Genomic DNA, 16,092 nt, shown 5'->3' with positions numbered 1-16,092 from the left:
CGGATTGCGGGGTGCAAGGTGGATCATTGTCGGCCTTGTGATTTGTTATGCTATAACATACCATCTTCACCAACCACACCGAAACCGAACAAGACACCGAACAAGGAGCAGGCAAGGGATGGAGCTTGAAGACACCCGCATTCCGGTGACCTTGCTGACCGGGTTTCTCGGGGCGGGCAAGACAACGCTGCTGAACCGGATGATCAGCGATCCGCAGGCCGGGCGCATTGCCGTGATCGTCAATGAATTTGGCGATGTCGGATTGGATCACGACCTGATCGAAGAAGCCACCGAAGAAACCGTCCTGATGCAATCGGGATGTGTCTGCTGTACGATCCGCGGCGATCTGCTGCGCACGCTGGGCAAACTGCTGGCGCGGCGCAATCGGGGCGATCTCGCCTTTGACCGGGTGGTCATCGAAACCACCGGCATCGCCGATCCCGGCCCGATCCTGCATAGCCTGGTGGTGGATCAGCTTGTCGGCCCCGGTTTCCGCATGGACGGCGTGGTGACGGTTGCCGATGCTGCCGCCGGACCACGCACGCTGGATACCCAATTCGAGGCGGTACACCAGGTCGCGATGGCCGACCTGATCATCCTGACCAAGACCGATCTTGTCACGCCGCAGGTGCTCGGACAGTTCGAGGCGCGGCTGAACGGCATCAACCCTACCGCGCGGCGGCTGCGCGCCGACCACGGACAGTACCCCGCCGGCGCGCTGCTCGGCCTCTCGGCAATGCGCGAGGGGGTGGAACCGGGCGATGTGTCCGGCTGGCTGGGCATGGCGACCGAAACGCCGGATCCGCTTGCCGGGCTGTCGGGGTTTTCGGCGAAACCGGCCACCGCCCTGCGGCTGGCGGGCACCGGGTCGCCGGGGCATCACGACCACCGGATCGTTTCGGCATCCATCGAGGTGCCCGAGCCGATCCCGGCCAGTGTCTTTGACTTCTGGCTCGACACGCTGATCGCGATCAAGGGTGCCGACATCCTGCGCATGAAGGGGATCGTGCATGTCGAGGACATGGAGTGGCCCTTTGTCTTTCACGGGGTGCAGCATATCTTTGACGCGCCGGTGCCGCTCAAATCCTGGACCGGCAGCGACCGCACCAGCCGGGTCGTGCTGATTGCGCGCGACATGCGCCAAGCCGATCTCGGGGCCAGCCTCGACATGCTGCGGATGCAGCTTTCGCAGGACCGGCCCGCCGCCCGGGGCATGATCGCACGGACGGTCGATCTGCCGCACTGAGCGCGGCCGCCCCAAGCCACCGCGCAGCGCGCGAAAATGACAAGGACATCGAGAAACATGATAACCCAGGACGAAATCACCGCCGCGCTCGGCCGTTGGGGGGATGCCAAGGTGGCCATCTCGCGCGCCTATGAAGAGAGCGGTATCGAGGCCGCGCGCAGAGTCGCCACGGCACATCTGGACAGCAATTACGCCTATGATCAGGGCCCGGTTCTGTTCAAACCCACCATGGCCAGCGGCGAACAGACCTTTCGCCCGACCAAGGCCGGGGCATTGGCCTATTTCTGTGGCCATTCCGACAGCTACCCGTTGGATGCGGGTTTTGCGATCCGGGGGTGGCGCGCCATGCGGAGCGTGACCTCGGCCATCTTTACCGAGGGCGATGTCGCCATGTGGATGGGTTGGGTCATCCTGACCGACAAGGCCGGTGCCGAGACCAAGGTCGACAAGAGCTTTGGCTACAAAAGGGACGCGACCGGCACATTGCGCATCGTGCTGCATCACTCGTCCCTGCCCTACGAACCCTAGCACCGCAGACCGCGCCCGACCCGCAGATGAAAGGACCGTCATGACACTGCTTGAGGCACAGGAATTCGCCGGCGCGAACGGCCTGCACAGCGCCGCCACGCCCGAGGGGCTGGCGGCGATCCGCCGGCCCGATTGCGCCGCCACGATCTGGGAGCGCCGCCCCCTGCCTCGGTTCCGTCAATGGATCGACCAGGTGGCCCCCGACAGGCTCCCCCGGGCGCGCATCGTGCTGCGCGCCGACAGGGTCTGCGAAGCGCTGGTGGACATTGCCGGCGTGTGCGGCACCCCCGACGGCCCCGAGCGTGACCTGCTGATTGATGACGTGTCGGCGCTGGCGGCGATTTTCGCCAATGTCATGCGGGTCGACTATCTGCGCCTGCGGCTTGACGTGGTGCGCGGCAATGCCTGTCGCAAGTTCCACATTGACGCGGTGACGGCGCGGCTGGTCTGTACCTATCGCGGTACCGGCACCCAATACGGCATTGCCGGCGACGGGGCCGATCCGCGCCGCGTGTTCACCGTGCCGACCGGGTCGCCGATCATCCTGCGCGGCACAAGCTGGCCGGAAACCCCGGTTTCCGGCCTGTTGCATCGTTCGCCCCCGATCGAAGGCACCGGCGAGACCCGGCTGGTTCTCGTGCTCGATCCGGTCACGGATCCCGGGCAGGAACCAGACAGGCATTTGATGCACTGACCCACCCACCCCATCAGGAGACGCCCAATGAAAACCCGTGCCGCCATTGCCTGGGAACCCAACCGGCCGCTTGAAATCGAAGAAATCGACCTCGAAGGCCCCAAGGCGGGCGAGGTTCTGGTGCGCATCGTCACCACCAGCCTGTGCCACACCGATGTCTTTACCCTGTCGGGCGAAGACCCAGAGGGACTCTTCCCCTGCGTTCTGGGCCACGAGGGCTGCGGCGTGGTCGAAGAGATCGGCCCCGGTGTCACCTCGGTCAAACCCGGCGATCACGTGATCCCGCTCTACGTGCCCGAGGACCCCAATTGCCCCTATATCAAATCCGGCAAGACCAACCTGTGCCAGACCATTCGTCAGACCCAGGGCGCGGGCGTCATGCCCGATGGCACATCGCGCTTTTCCCACAAGGGCAAGCAGATCCTGCATTATATGGGCACCAGCACCTTCAGCGAATACACCGTGTTGCCGGAAATCTCCGTCGCCAAAATCTCCAGGGATGCGCCGCTGTCGAAGGCATCGGTCATGGGCTGTGCCGTGCCCACCGGCATGGGGGCCGTGCGCAACACCGCCAAGGTCGAGGCCGGGGCGACGGTTGCGGTCTTTGGCCTTGGCGCGGTTGGCATGGCGGTGATCCAGGGGGCCGTGATGAGCGGCGCTTCGAAAATCATCGGCGTTGACATCAACCCGTCGAAATTCCTGCTGGCCAAGGCGCTTGGCGCGACGGACTGCGTCAACCCCCGCGACTACGACGCCCCGATCCAGGACGTATTGGTCGAGATGACCGGCGGCGGGCTTGATTACACGTTCGAAGCAGTCGGCAATGTGGGCCTGATGCGGGCGGCGCTGGAATCCTGCCACAAGGGGTGGGGCGAATGCACGGTGATCGGCGTGGCCGGCGCGGGGCAAGAGATCTCGACCCGCCCGTTTCAGCTGGTCACCGGAAGGGTCTGGCGCGGCACGGCCTTTGGCGGGGTCAAGGGCCGCAGCGAGTTGCCCGGCATGGTCGATGAATGGCTGCGCGGCGACTTCAGCGTCGATCCATACATCACGCATCACATGACCCATAACCAGATCAACACCGCCTTTGACCTGCTCAAGGCGGGCGAGTCGATCCGTTCGGTCATCCATTTCCAGCCGGATGAAACCATGACGGTGAACTCGCTGCCCGGGGTTCTGGTGCCCGAGTGACACGCCGATGACCCCAGGGCCCCGACACGGAACCATGCCGTGCCGGGGCCGTATCTGACCGCCCGGCGGGCCGGCCGGACACTGACCATTTCCCCTTTCCGTGACCTGCACCCCGGCCCACCCCGGCGCGTCGGGTCCGCCGTCGTGCCCGTCGTCGTGCCGGTATCCGGCGTGCAGCTTTGTAATTCTGTTTTGCAGAAATGAATTCTACATATTGAAATTTAGATCGAGATGATCTACACCCCCGGCGAATTGAATGCGACGGGAGGAACCTGCATGTCAGATTCGGTCAGGCCAAGTTTTCACGATGGCATCGCCGTGGTTGAAATCGCGAACCCACCGGTGAACGCGCTGTCATTCGATGTGCGGGTTGGTCTTGTCGAGGCTGTGCACCAGGCATCCGACGATCCGAAGGTCGCCGCGATCCTGATCCATGGCGCGGGCCGCACCTTTATCGCGGGGGCCGATATCCGCGAATTCGGCCAGGCTCCAAAAGAGCCGCTTTTGCCCGAGGTCATCAACATCCTCGAAGCCTGTGACAAGCCGGTGATCGTTGCCATGCACGGCACGGCCCTGGGCGGCGGGCTCGAAGTGGCGCTTGGCGGGCATTACCGGATCGCGCTGGCCTCTGCGAAATTCGGCCTGCCCGAAGTCACCCTTGGCCTGCTCCCCGGTGCGGGCGGAACCCAGCGTCTGCCCCGCGTGATCCCGGTCGAGAACGCAATCGCGATGATCACCTCTGGACGACCCATTGGCGCGGATGCGGCGCTGGAGTTGGGCCTGATCGACAAGGTGGCCGAAGTCGACGACATCCGCGCCGCCGGGATTGCCTTTGCCCATGAAATCGTCGCCGCGGCCAGGGGGCCGCGCCCGACCGGCGCGATGGCCGTAACCCCGGTTGATCCGGCGGTGTTTGACGCGGCACGGGCCAGGTTGGCGAAATCCGCTCGTGGTCAGGTAGCGCCGCAAAAATGCGTGGATGCCGTGCAGGGCGCACAGGACCTGCCGTTTGAACAAGGTCTGGCGCAGGAACGCGCCCTGTTTCGCGAATTGATGGACTCGGACCAGCGCGCCGCCCTGATCCACGCGTTTTTCTCGGAACGTCAGGTCGGCAAGCTGCCGGAACTTGCGGGGGTCGCCCCGCGCGACGTGGCGGCGATTGGCGTTGTCGGCGGTGGCACCATGGGTGCGGGGATCGCGGTCAGCGCGTTGTTGGCGGGGCTGGACGTGACGCTGATCGAACGCGATGCGGACTCGGTTGCGCGGGCACAGGCAACGGTCTCCAAACTGCTGATGGGTTCGGTTAAGCGCGGCAAGCTGAGCCAGAGCGCCCATGATGCCATTCTCGCCGACACTTTCCGGGCCAGCGATGACTATGCCGCGCTGTCGCAGGTGGATGTGGCCATCGAGGCCGTGTTCGAGAGCATGGAGGTCAAGAAGGACGTTTTCACCAGGCTTGATGCGGTGTGCAAACCCGGCGCGATCCTGGCGTCGAATACCTCGTATCTGGATTTGGACGCGATTGCCCGGATGACCACCCGCCCGGCGGATGTGGTGGGGCTGCATTTCTTCTCGCCGGCGCATGTGATGAAGTTGCTTGAGGTTGTCGTCGGGGCCGAAACCGCGCCCGACGTGGTGGCCACCGGCTTTGCCATGGCCAAGCGGCTGCGCAAGATCGCGGTGCGCGCGGGCGTGTGTGACGGGTTCATCGGCAACCGCATTCTGGCCCAATACCGCAAGGCGGTGGATGGCGCGGTGCTGGCCGGGGCCAGCCCGTTCGACGTGGACGAGGCGCTGGTTGATTTCGGCCTGGCCATGGGCCCCTTTGCGGTGGGCGATCTGGCGGGGCTGGATATCGGCTGGGCCAATCGCAAACGCGTGGCACCAAATCGCGACCCGCGCGAGGTCTATGCCGAATTTTCCGACCGCCTGTGCGAACAGGGCCATTTTGGCCGCAAGACCGGCACCGGGTTCTATATCCATGGCAGTGATGGCAGCCGTCCCAATCCCGATGTGGACGCGATTATCGCGGCCGAGCGTCAGGACAAAGGGATCGCGGCGCGGCCGCTTGACCCGCAGGAGATCGTCGACCGCTACATGGCGGCGATGGTCAACGAAGCGGCCCGCGTGGTCGAAGAGGGCATCGCCCTGCGTCCGCTGGACGTGGATGTGACGCTGCTCAACGGTTACGGGTTTCCGCGCTGGCGCGGGGGACCGATGCAATATGCCGACACCGTGGGCCCTGAGAAAATCCTGAACGACATCAAACGCTTTGCCGCCGAAGACGCGTATCTCTGGCAACCTGCTCCGCTGCTGGAGCGGCTGGTCGCCGAGGGCCGGACCTTTGCAAGCCTGAATTCCTGAGGAAGACCCATGAAACAAGCCGTTATCGTCTCGACCGCCCGTACGGGCCTTGCCAAGTCCTATCGCGGGGCTTTCAACGAAACCCACGGGGCCACGATGGCCGGTCACGCGGTGGAACATGCCGTGGCGCGGGCCAAACTTGACCCCGCGCTGATCGAAGACGCCTTTATCGGCTGTGGCTATCCCGAGGGGATCACCGGCATGAATATCGCGCGCCACGCGGTTGTGCGCGCCGGACTGCCAGTTACCGTCGCGGCGGCTACCGTCAACCGGTTCTGTTCCTCGGGATTGAACGCGGTGGCGATGGCGGCTCATGCGATCACGGCCGAAGGGGCCCCCGCCGCTATTGCCGGCGGCGTCGAGAGCATCAGCCAGATGCCCCCGTCGCGCCCGCCGCAGCAGCGCGAAGCCTGGCTGGAAGCCAACAAGCCGGCGATCTACGATTCCATGATCAAGACCGCCGACACCGTGGCCGCACGGTATGACATCAGCCGCGAGGCGCAGGATGCGCTGGCACTGGAAAGCCAGCAGCGCACCGCCGCGGCACAGGCGGCGGGCAAGTTCGACGGCGAAATCGTGCCGATCACCGTGACCCAGGCCTTCAAGGATCGTGAAACCGGCGAGATCACTCGCAAGGACGTGACCTTTGGCATGGATGATTGCAACCGTCCCAATACCACGATCGAAGGTTTGTCCGGGTTGGCCCCGGTACAGGGCGAAGGCCATTTCGTGACCGCTGGCAATGCTTCGCAACTGTCGGATGGGGCGGCGGCGCTGGTCTTGATGGAGGCCGCTCAGGCCGAGCAGCAGGGGATCGATCCGCTGGGCGCGTTCAAGGGGTTCGTGACCGCCGGGTGTGAACCCGACGAGATGGGCATCGGCCCCGTGTTCGCGGTGCCGCGCCTGTTGGAACGGCACGGGCTCAAGGTGTCGGATATCGATCTTTGGGAGCTGAACGAAGCCTTTGCCAGCCAGGCTCTCTACTGCCGTGACCGGCTGGGGATCGACCCGGCAATCTGCAACGTCAATGGCGGTTCGATTTCCATCGGGCACCCGTTTGGCATGACCGGCGCGCGCATGAGCGGCCATATCCTGCTGGAGGGGCGGCGGCGTGGCGCAAAGCTGGGCGTGGTTACCATGTGTATCGGCGGCGGTCAGGGCGCGGCCGGCCTGTTCGAGATTTTCTGAGGGAGCCTGAGCAATGGATCTGAATTTCACCCCCGAGCAACAGGCATTCCGCGCCGAAGTGCGTGACTTTCTGGCCGAGACCCTGCCCCGCCACATCCGCGAGAAAGTGCGGCTGGGCAAGCGATTGTCCAAGGCCGACAACGAGGAATGGAACGCCACCCTGAACGCGCGCGGCTGGCTGGCACCCAATTGGCCCGCCGAACATGGCGGTGCGGAATGGGATGCGGTGCAACGCATGATCTTCGAAGAAGAAGCCTGCCTTGCCCACGCACCTCGCCTTGTGCCCTTCGGGTTGACCATGCTGGGGCCGGTGCTGCTGAAATTCGGCTCTGACGCGCAAAGACAACGGTTTCTGCCGCGTATCCTGAATGGCGAGGACTGGTGGTGCCAGGGCTATTCCGAGCCGGGGGCCGGATCCGACCTTGCCGCCGTCAAGACCCGCGCGGTGCTCGACGGGGATCATTATGTGGTCAACGGTCAAAAGACATGGACCACGCTGGGCCAGCACGCCAACTGGATCTTCTGCCTCGTGCGCACCAATCCGGACGTGAAGAAACAGGAAGGCATCTCTTTCCTGCTGATCGACATGAAAACGCCGGGAGTCACGGTGCGGCCGATCACGCTCATTGATGGCGAGGCCGAGGTGAACGAGGTGTTTTTCGACAATGTCCGCGTGCCGGTCGAGAACCTCGTGGGCGAGCAGGACAAGGGCTGGACCTATGCCAAGTACCTGCTGACCCACGAACGCACCAATATCGCCGGGGTCGGGTTTTCGCAGGCGGCGCTGGCGACGCTCAAGCTGGTGGCGGCGAGCACGTATTCCGGGGGCAAGCCGCTGGATCAGAACCCGCATTTCGCCGGGCGCATGGCACAGGCGGAAATCGACCTGATGGCGATGGCCACGACCAACCTGCGGGTGGTGTCGGCGGCGGCGAAAGGTCAGGCACCGGGGGCGGAAAGCTCGATGCTCAAGGTCAAGGGCACCCTGCTGCGCCAGGAACTGACCTCGCTGCTGCGCCGCGCGGCGGGGCCGGACGCGATGCCGTTCCTGCCCGACTATCTCGAAGGGGGCGACAACCAGCCGCCACAGGGGCCGGAACACGCGCCCGCCGCCGCGCCGACCTATTTCAACATGCGCAAATTGTCGATCTTTGGCGGTGCGAACGAGATTCAGCGCACCATCATTTCAAAAGCCATTCTGGAACTCTGAGGGGGCGTCATGGATTTCAATCTTACCGAAGAACGCGCGATGCTGCGCGACATGCTTTCGCGCTTTCTGGCCGAGAAATACGACCACGAAGCGCGGCGGAAATTGCTGGCAAACGGGGCGGCCTTTGACCCGGCGATCCTTGCGGAGCTGGCCGAACTGGGCATTCTCGGGGCGCTGTTTTCCGAGGATCAGGGCGGGTTTGGCGGCACCGGGTTCGATATTTCGGTGGTGTTCGAGGAACTGGGTCGCGCCGGGGTGATCGAGCCGGTTCTGGGCAATGCGGTTCTGGCCGGCGGTCTTGTCGCGGCACTCGGGAACGACACGCAGAAGGCGCTGATCGATGAGGTCATCGCGGGTGGTCAGGTGCTGGGCCTTGCCCATGCGGAAACCGCGTCGCGCTATGACCTGATGCATGTCACCGCCACCGCGGCACCGGATGGCGCGGGCGTGGTCCTGAACGGCACCAAGGCGCATGTCATCAACGGGGCCGAGGCTCAGACATTGGTGGTTTCGGCCCGCGAAAGCGGCGCGGATTGGGATCAGGACGGCATTTCGCTGTTCCTGCTGCCCGCCGATGCCGAAGGCGTTTCGATCATTGGTCGCCCGAATATCGACGGCACATCCGCTGCGATAGTGGTGCTCGACAACGTCCGGCTGGACGCATCGGCGCGTCTGGGCGTGGCGGGCAAGGCGTTTGACGCGATCGAAGCGGCCCATGCCCGTGCCACGCTTGCCGTCTGTGCCGAAGCCGTGGGTGCGATGGAGGCCGCCAAGGCGCTGACCATCGGATACCTGAAGGAACGCAAGCAGTTCGGCGTCGCCATCGGCAAGTTCCAGGCATTGCAGCACCGCATGTCCGACATGCTGATCGAGATCGAACAGGCGCGTTCCGCCGTGGTCAATCTCGCCGGGCATCTGGACGCACCGCGCGCCACGCGCGAACGCTATGTCAGCGCCGCCAAGAACCTGATCGGGCGGGTTGGCGCGCTGGTCTCCGAGGAATGCGTGCAAATGCATGGCGGCATCGGCATGACCGACGAATACGCCCTGTCGCATTTCGCCCGCCGCCTGGTGATGATCGACCACCAGTTCGGCGACGTGGATTACCACCTTGAGCGCTTTATCGCGCTGAAGGCCGCCTGAGCCATGAGCCTGTTTCGCAAGGACCGTCATCCGGATCATCTGGTGTTGTGGAACACCAATGCCGCCACGCGCAATGCGTTGTCGCCCGAGTATTACGCCGGGCTTCTGGACGGTCTGCGCGAGGCCGGGACCGACCCGGACATCGCCGCGGTGATTCTGGCCGGCGACGGCGGGTTTTTCTGCTCGGGGGGCGATCTGAACCAACTGCGCGAGCGGCGCGACATGACGCTGGAGCAACGCCACGCCAATATCAACCGCCTGCATGACATCATCCGCGCCATCCGCGAATGCCCCAAGCCGGTGATCTGCGCGGTCGAAGGCGGCGCGGCGGGGGCGGGCCTGTCCATCGCGCTGGCCTGTGACATGGTGGTCAGCGCCGAGCGGGCCAAATTCGTGCTGGCCTATGTGCGCGCCGGGCTGGTGCCCGATGGCGGCGCGACCCATACGCTGATGCAGATGCTGCCGCGCGCCACCGTGTCGCGCATGGCGATGCTGGCCGAGCCGATCAGCGCCGAACGCCTGTTTGATCTGGGCGCGATCACCGAACTGGTCGCGCCGGGGGATGCGCTGCGCGTGGCCCAGGAGCTCGCCGCGCAGGTGGCCAAGGGGCCGGAGCAGGCCATTGCCACCATCAAGGGGCTGCTCAACGCCGCCCAATCCGCCACGCAGGACGAACAGCTTGCCGCCGAATGCACCGCCATGGCGCAGGCGCTTGGCAGCGACGAAGCCCGCACCGGCATCACCGCTTTCCTGAACAAACAACGCCCCGTTTTCCGCTGAGAGGTTGCCGCGATGAACGCCATTTCCCCGACGTCCGACATTTTCGACACCCCGGTGACCCGCGCCTTTGGCACCCGCCTGCCGATCGTGGCCGGGGGGCTGCAATGGCTGGCCAAGGCGGAATACGTCTCTGCCGCGGCGCGGGCGGGGATCATCTCGTTCATCACGGCGGCGAGCTTTCCCGAACTGGACGATCTGAAGGACGAGATCGAAAAATGCCGCGACCTGTCCGAGGGCAAGCCCTTTGGCGTCAATGTGTCGATGCTGCCGAAACTGGTACAGGGTGAACGGACCCAAGAGGTGTTTCACCTGATCGCCGAGAGCGGCGTGAAATTCGTGGAAACCTCGGGCCGCAGCCCCGAAGCCTTCATGCCGATCCTCAAGGGCGCGGGGATCACCGTTCTGCACAAGGTGCCCAGCCTGCGTTACGCGGTCAAGGCCCAGGCCGTCGGGGTCGACATGGTGTCGATTGTCGGCGCGGAATGCGGCGGCCATCCGGGCATGGACATGATCGGCAGCATGGTGAATGCCGGGCTGGCGGGCCAGCGGCTCGACATCCCGTGGCTGATTGGCGGCGGCATCGGCAGCGGGGCTCAGCTGATCGCGGCGCTGGCGATGGGGGCATCGGGCGTGGTGATCGGAACCCGGTTTCTCGTTGCCGAGGAAATCCAGGCCCATGCGGATTACAAGCAGCGCCTGATCGATGCGAGCGAGCTCGATACGGAACTCTGCATGGCCTCGATCCGCAACACCACCCGGTCGCTGCGCAACGACACCACGCGGACGGTTTCCGGGATCGAACGGGACAACCCGAATGTCGGCCTGCAGGAATTGATGCAACACATCTCGGGGGCCATCGGGCGCAAGGCCTATGAAACCGGTGACACCTCGCGGGGGTTGTTGGCGGCGGGTCATGCCCTGGGGTTTGTCGACCGGGTCGAGCCGCTGGCGGATATCGTCGGCCGGTTCGAGGCGGATGCACGGAACGCGATGAAACGACTGGGCTGCGCCGCCTGACGGGGCACAAGGGAGGGCCACATATGCAAACTCGAATCCATGATTTTCTGACCGAGGCCGCCGCCGCGCGCGGCGATACGCTGGCGGTGATCGATCACGCCGGCACACATCACGGCTGGGCGGATCTGCTGCGCGCCACCGATGACGCGGAAACCGCCCTGCGCGCGCGCGGCGTAAAAGCCGGGGACCGGGTGGTTCTGGTCTTTGAGAACGGCATTTCGGTTCCGGCGTTCTTTTACGCGGTCAGCCGGTTGAATGCGATTTCCGTCGTCATCAATGCCCGCCTGACCGATACCGAACTGGACCGCATCTTTGCCCATAGCGACCCGAGCATGGTGGTGTTCAGCACCGATGTTTCGGGGGCCGCGCAGGCCCATGCCACCCATTTCCAGGCAGAAGAGGTGTCGGGCGCCTTTGGCACCGTCGGTATGATGCCCCGCGCGGGCAGCACGCCGGAACCGGTCTTTGACGCCGCCGCCGAGCAGGTGGCGCTGATGCTCTATACATCCGGCACGACGGGCGCGCCCAAGGCCCCGATGCTGACCCATGCCAGCCTGATCAATGCCGCCCATGGCACGCAAGAGGTGCGCGGCATGCGCCCTGACGACGTGTGTTTCCTTGGGTTGCCGCTTAGCCATGTCTATGGATTCGTGACGTTTCTCGCGATGACACGGGCTCAGGGCACCGTGCGGCTTGAAACCCGGTTCGAGGTCGAACGGCTGTATGACGCGTTGCAGAAAGACGTGACCTTCCTGCCCGGCGTGCCGCAGATGCACGCGCATCTGTTCCACTATGCCCGCCAGCACGACAAGGCGCGCTATGAGCGGGGGCTGCTGCGCTATGTCTCGTCCGGGGGCGCGCCGCTCGATCCCGTGTGGAAGCGCAAGGCCGAGGCGTTTTATGGCCTGCCGCTGCAAAACGGCTATGGGCTGACCGAAGGGGCCGCCGGGGTCTGCGCCACCAATAACGAGCTGGGCGACCCGGATATCAGCGTCGGACAGCCGATGCTGAACTGCGAATTCCGGCTGGACATGACCGCCACGGGCGCGGAACCGGGCCAGGGTATCGGCGAAATCCAGCTGGGCGGGCCGCAGGTGATGAAGGGCTATTTCCGCGACCCGGACCAGACCGCCAAGGCCCTGACCGATGACGGGTTCTTCCGCACCGGCGACCTGGGCCGGTTCGATGAGGAAGGGCGCTTGCACATCGTCGGGCGCAGCAAGGAACTGATCATCCGCTCGGGTTTCAATGTTTACCCGGTCGAGATCGAAGCCACCCTGACCGAGCATCCCGAGGTGATCACCGCCGGGGTCGTGGGACGCCAGGTGGATGGCAACGAAGAGGTGCTGGCCTTTGTCAAGGTGGCCGAGGGGGGCAGCGTGACCGAGGCCGATCTGGGTGCGTTCATCCATGACCGGCTGGCCCCCTACAAGCGCCCGGCGCGAATCATCGTGGCGACCCAGCTGCCCACCGCGCCGACGGGCAAGATCCTCAAGGCCAAACTGATCGAGAGCTTTGCCGGGGAACTGGCGGGGTGAACCCGGTCTCAACCCTCTGGGACCGAACCGAAATCCGAGATTGCGGTCGCGAGGGGTAGATCGCAAATAATTTTGCTTTACGGAAAGTAATTCTACTTAGTAGAACGGCACGCAAACGCGACAAGTGGAGGAGTTGCAAATGAACCTGATGAAATCGGCAATCTGCGGTGCGGCCATGGCTTTGGGGCTCGGCAGCGCCGCCGCCGCCGAAACCACCATCTTTTACGGACATGGCGGGCCGGGGCGCGGAACGGTTCCGACGGCGTTGGAATGGTTTGCCGAACGCATGGGCGAACTGTCGGATGGCGAGATGAAGCTGGACATCCAATGGGGTGGCGCGCTGTTCAAGGCCCCGGCGGCGGTCCAGGGTATCGGCGATGGCGTGGCCGATGCCGGTTCGGTGATTGCCGCCTATTTCCAGAAGGAAATGGCCGCCTATTCGCTGGCCGACCTGCCGATTGCCGGGTCCAATATCTGGGTCGGGCTGCGCGCCACGGACAAGCTGATGCGCAATTCGCCCGCGATCACCGAACACCTGGCGCAGCAGAACCTGGTCTATATCGGCACCTTCACCGCGTCGGATGTGAACGTGGCCTGCAAGGGCGGCGAGATCGCCTCGGTGGCGGATATCGCCGGCAAGAAGGTGCGCGGCGCGGGTGTCTATGGCAAGGTCTTTGACGCGCTTGGCGCCACCATGGTCAACCTGAGCATCTACGAGGCATATCAGGCGATCGACACCGGCCTGATCGATTGTACCCAGGGCTATTCCTACGTGGTTCCGGCGTTCAAATGGTACGAGGTCGTCGACAGCTATACCTTGCTGAACTGGGGTCAGATCGGCGGTTATGGCATGTTCATGAACAAGGACACCTATGACAGCCTGACCGACGATCAGCGCGCCGTGCTGGTGCAGACCGGCACCGAGCTGGCCGACAAGTTCGCCGAGATCGTGATCGGGTTCAACGCCGAGGCCGAACGCAACATGCGCGAAGACGGCTATGAGCGCCCGGTCAAGCTGATCGAACTTTCCGCCGAGGACACCGCCGCCCTGAACGACGCGACCGAACCGTTCCTGGCCGAGTGGAAGGAAAATGCCGAAAGCGTCGGGCTGGACGCGGATCAGCTGATCGCGACCTTCACCGCCGCCGTCGCGGAATACACCGCCGAGTTCGAGCAACAGGGCTATCCCTGGGAGCGCTGATCGCGCGCGCAAGAACATCCTGCACGGGGCCACCCCTGGCCCCGGCTTCTCGTGAGGAGGACCCCCCATGCTGAACAGGCTGGAACGGCTGTTCGTGGATGTCGCCACGGTGGCCATCATTCTCTTGGCGCTGCTGATCTTCGCCGATGTGGTGGCGTTGAACCTGTTCAACGCGGCGGTGCCCGATACCGTGATCATCGTGCGCGAACTGATGGTGCTGGCCATTGCCATGCCGCTGGCCGCCGCCACCACCAAGCGCGCCCATATCGCGGTGGAGTTCGTCACCAATTTCCTGCCTGCCGGGCTGGTCAACTGGTTCGTCGTCTTCGGCAGCTTCTTTGGCGTGCTGGCTTTGACCCCGCTGATCTGGTCGGGGGGCAAGGAACTGCTGCACCAATGGACCACCGGCAGCGCGTTTTATGGCGATCTCAACCTGCCGCAATGGCCCGGACGGCTGGCGTTTGTCATCGGTGTGACGCTGTGCTGGCTGCGGCTGGTGGCGATGGTCATTTCCGATGCCGCAACCGCCCTGCGCGGTGAACCGATCGATATCGACGGGCACTGAGCCCGCCGCCGCAACCCCCTGAACAGAAAGAGCCCCCATGGATCCCGCAACCATCGGAATGATCGCCTTTGGCACCATGCTCGTCCTGCTGGCGATCCGGGTGCCGATTGCCTTTGCCCTGATCGGCGTCGCCACTGCCGCCGCCTTTGCCATCTTTGCCCTGCGCACAGGCACCTTCATGCCCGAGCGGGCGTTCCGGGCCACCGCGTCGCTGGTGTTTTCCAACTCCTTCGATCTGATGCACACATTCGATCTGTCGATGATTCCGCTGTTTGTCGCCCTGGGCAACATCGCCTATCGCGCGAGCATCACCACGGCGGTCTACAACTCGGCGCGGGTCTGGCTCCAGCAGCTGCGCGGCGGCGTGGCTGTGGCCTCGGTGGTGGGATGCGGCGGGTTTTCCGCGATCACCGGGTCGTCGATTGCCTGTGCGTCGACCATGGGCAAGATCTGTACCCCCGAGATGCTGCGGCTGGGATATGATCCGCGGCTGGCGACGGCAAGCGTCGCGGCGGGGGGCACCATGGGGTCGCTGATCCCGCCCAGCGTGCTGTTCATCATCTATGCCATCTTTACTGAAACCTCGGTCAGCAAGCTGTTCCTCGCCGGGGTCCTGCCCGGCCTGCTGACCCTGTTCGGCTTTGTGCTGGTGATCTGGATTTGGACCGCCGCCGACCCCGCCGTGGCCCCGGCCCGGGGCGAACGCGCCAGCAAGGCCGAACGGCTGCAATCGGCGATCGAGGCATGGCCCGCGATCCTGATCTTCCTGATCATCGTGGTGGGAATTTATGGCGGGTTCTTCACCGCAACCGCCGCCGCCGCCGTCAGCGTGGTGGTCACCGCCGCCATCGGTTTTGCACAGCGCCGCCTGACCCTGCGCGACATGTGGCTGTCGGTGCGCGAGACCTGTGTTCAGACCGCCGCCCTGTTCGCGGTCGCCGCGGGGGCCAAGATCTTTGTGGCCGCGACCGCCCTGACCGGCATGGCCCCTGCCCTCGTGCAAACGGTTGCCGAGGCACAGCTGACACCGGCCGTGCTGCTGCTCTGTGTCTGTGCGGTCTACCTGTTGCTGGGCATGTTCCTTGATCCCATCGGCATCATGGTTCTGACCCTGCCGCTGGTGATCCCGCTGGTTGAATCCTATGACATGAACCTGATCTGGTTCGGTGTCGTGGTGGTCAAGCTGCTGGAGATCGGGCTGATCACGCCGCCGGTCGGGCTGAATGTTTTCGTGCTGTCCAACGTGGTCGGCCGCGCCGCGCCCGTGGGCACGATCTTTGCGGGCATCTGGCGGTTCCTCTGTGCCGATGTCATCGTGCTGTTCCTGATTGTCAGCTTTCCGGCCATCTCGCTGCTGCTGGCGCAGGCGGTCAGCTGATGGGATCTTTTCGTCCGGCATAAATTCTATATTGTGGAACAGGGATTGT

General features: G+C 64.4%; 14 protein-coding genes. All 14 read left to right on the top strand.

Annotated features, from left to right (window positions below; translation table 11 throughout):
- Nucleotides 1–118: 118 nt before the first annotated feature.
- The 14 genes from ACP15R_RS21650 to ACP15R_RS21585 all read left to right on the top strand — a co-directional run bounded on the left by ACP15R_RS21650 (nt 119) and on the right by ACP15R_RS21585 (nt 16,043).
- Complete coding sequence (locus ACP15R_RS21650; protein WP_424988156.1) at nt 119–1,246, top strand: CobW family GTP-binding protein; 1,128 nt, start codon at nt 119–121, stop codon at nt 1,244–1,246.
- 57 nt (nt 1,247–1,303) lie between these two features.
- Nucleotides 1,304–1,774, top strand: a complete 471-nt coding sequence (locus tag ACP15R_RS21645) for a phosphoribosyl-AMP cyclohydrolase (RefSeq protein WP_424988155.1) — start codon at nt 1,304–1,306, stop codon at nt 1,772–1,774.
- Nucleotides 1,775–1,814: 40 nt separating this feature from the next.
- Nucleotides 1,815–2,468, top strand: coding sequence for a DUF1826 domain-containing protein (locus tag ACP15R_RS21640; protein ID WP_424988154.1), 654 nt, complete (start codon nt 1,815–1,817; stop codon nt 2,466–2,468).
- Between the two features lie 27 nt (nt 2,469–2,495).
- Nucleotides 2,496–3,659: an S-(hydroxymethyl)glutathione dehydrogenase/class III alcohol dehydrogenase gene (locus ACP15R_RS21635; RefSeq protein WP_424988153.1), complete on the top strand. Its 1,164-nt coding sequence runs from the start codon at nt 2,496–2,498 to the stop codon at nt 3,657–3,659.
- Between the two features lie 276 nt (nt 3,660–3,935).
- Complete coding sequence (locus tag ACP15R_RS21630; protein ID WP_424988152.1) at nt 3,936–6,023, top strand: 3-hydroxyacyl-CoA dehydrogenase NAD-binding domain-containing protein; 2,088 nt, start codon at nt 3,936–3,938, stop codon at nt 6,021–6,023.
- A gap of 9 nt (nt 6,024–6,032) precedes the next feature.
- Nucleotides 6,033–7,211 carry an acetyl-CoA C-acyltransferase gene (locus ACP15R_RS21625; protein WP_424988151.1) on the top strand — a complete coding sequence of 393 codons (1,179 nt, stop codon included), beginning with the start codon at nt 6,033–6,035 and terminating at the stop codon, nt 7,209–7,211.
- Nucleotides 7,212–7,224: 13 nt separating this feature from the next.
- Nucleotides 7,225–8,421 (top strand): acyl-CoA dehydrogenase family protein, encoded by a 1,197-nt coding sequence (locus ACP15R_RS21620; RefSeq protein ID WP_424988150.1) that lies wholly within the window; start codon nt 7,225–7,227, stop codon nt 8,419–8,421.
- 9 nt (nt 8,422–8,430) lie between these two features.
- Nucleotides 8,431–9,564, top strand: a complete 1,134-nt coding sequence (locus ACP15R_RS21615; RefSeq protein ID WP_424988149.1) for an acyl-CoA dehydrogenase family protein — start codon at nt 8,431–8,433, stop codon at nt 9,562–9,564.
- 3 nt (nt 9,565–9,567) lie between these two features.
- Nucleotides 9,568–10,344: an oxepin-CoA hydrolase, alternative type gene (locus ACP15R_RS21610; RefSeq protein ID WP_424988148.1), complete on the top strand. Its 777-nt coding sequence runs from the start codon at nt 9,568–9,570 to the stop codon at nt 10,342–10,344.
- A gap of 12 nt (nt 10,345–10,356) precedes the next feature.
- Nucleotides 10,357–11,361, top strand: coding sequence for an NAD(P)H-dependent flavin oxidoreductase (locus ACP15R_RS21605; protein WP_424988147.1), 1,005 nt, complete (start codon nt 10,357–10,359; stop codon nt 11,359–11,361).
- 23 nt (nt 11,362–11,384) lie between these two features.
- Entirely contained in the window at nt 11,385–12,899 is a 1,515-nt protein-coding gene (locus ACP15R_RS21600) for a class I adenylate-forming enzyme family protein (protein WP_424988146.1), read from the top strand.
- A 139-nt stretch (nt 12,900–13,038) separates the two neighbouring features.
- Entirely contained in the window at nt 13,039–14,100 is a 1,062-nt protein-coding gene (locus ACP15R_RS21595) for a C4-dicarboxylate TRAP transporter substrate-binding protein (RefSeq protein WP_424988145.1), read from the top strand.
- Between the two features lie 67 nt (nt 14,101–14,167).
- A complete protein-coding gene (locus tag ACP15R_RS21590; RefSeq protein ID WP_424988144.1) occupies nt 14,168–14,665 on the top strand; it encodes a TRAP transporter small permease in 498 nt (165 codons plus the stop codon).
- Between the two features lie 37 nt (nt 14,666–14,702).
- A complete protein-coding gene (locus ACP15R_RS21585) occupies nt 14,703–16,043 on the top strand; it encodes a TRAP transporter large permease (protein WP_424988143.1) in 1,341 nt (446 codons plus the stop codon).
- Nucleotides 16,044–16,092 lie beyond the last annotated feature (49 nt).

It is taken from the genome of Microbulbifer sp. S227A, assembly GCF_049800935.1.
Note: the sequence above shows the minus strand (reverse complement) of the source record. Positions and strands in the feature narration are given on the sequence as shown.

Bases quoted from the DNA above. Each gene is read 5' to 3' on its own strand.
- ACP15R_RS21650 (WP_424988156.1), top strand. From the start codon at position 119: ATGGAGCTTGAAGACACCCGCATTCCGGTGACCTTGCTGACCGGGTTT.
- ACP15R_RS21645 (WP_424988155.1), top strand. From the start codon at position 1,304: ATGATAACCCAGGACGAAATCACCGCCGCGCTCGGCCGTTGGGGGGAT.
- ACP15R_RS21640 (WP_424988154.1), top strand. From the start codon at position 1,815: ATGACACTGCTTGAGGCACAGGAATTCGCCGGCGCGAACGGCCTGCAC.
- ACP15R_RS21635 (WP_424988153.1), top strand. From the start codon at position 2,496: ATGAAAACCCGTGCCGCCATTGCCTGGGAACCCAACCGGCCGCTTGAA.
- ACP15R_RS21630 (WP_424988152.1), top strand. From the start codon at position 3,936: ATGTCAGATTCGGTCAGGCCAAGTTTTCACGATGGCATCGCCGTGGTT.
- ACP15R_RS21625 (WP_424988151.1), top strand. From the start codon at position 6,033: ATGAAACAAGCCGTTATCGTCTCGACCGCCCGTACGGGCCTTGCCAAG.
- ACP15R_RS21620 (WP_424988150.1), top strand. From the start codon at position 7,225: ATGGATCTGAATTTCACCCCCGAGCAACAGGCATTCCGCGCCGAAGTG.
- ACP15R_RS21615 (WP_424988149.1), top strand. From the start codon at position 8,431: ATGGATTTCAATCTTACCGAAGAACGCGCGATGCTGCGCGACATGCTT.
- ACP15R_RS21610 (WP_424988148.1), top strand. From the start codon at position 9,568: ATGAGCCTGTTTCGCAAGGACCGTCATCCGGATCATCTGGTGTTGTGG.
- ACP15R_RS21605 (WP_424988147.1), top strand. From the start codon at position 10,357: ATGAACGCCATTTCCCCGACGTCCGACATTTTCGACACCCCGGTGACC.
- ACP15R_RS21600 (WP_424988146.1), top strand. From the start codon at position 11,385: ATGCAAACTCGAATCCATGATTTTCTGACCGAGGCCGCCGCCGCGCGC.
- ACP15R_RS21595 (WP_424988145.1), top strand. From the start codon at position 13,039: ATGAACCTGATGAAATCGGCAATCTGCGGTGCGGCCATGGCTTTGGGG.
- ACP15R_RS21590 (WP_424988144.1), top strand. From the start codon at position 14,168: ATGCTGAACAGGCTGGAACGGCTGTTCGTGGATGTCGCCACGGTGGCC.
- ACP15R_RS21585 (WP_424988143.1), top strand. From the start codon at position 14,703: ATGGATCCCGCAACCATCGGAATGATCGCCTTTGGCACCATGCTCGTC.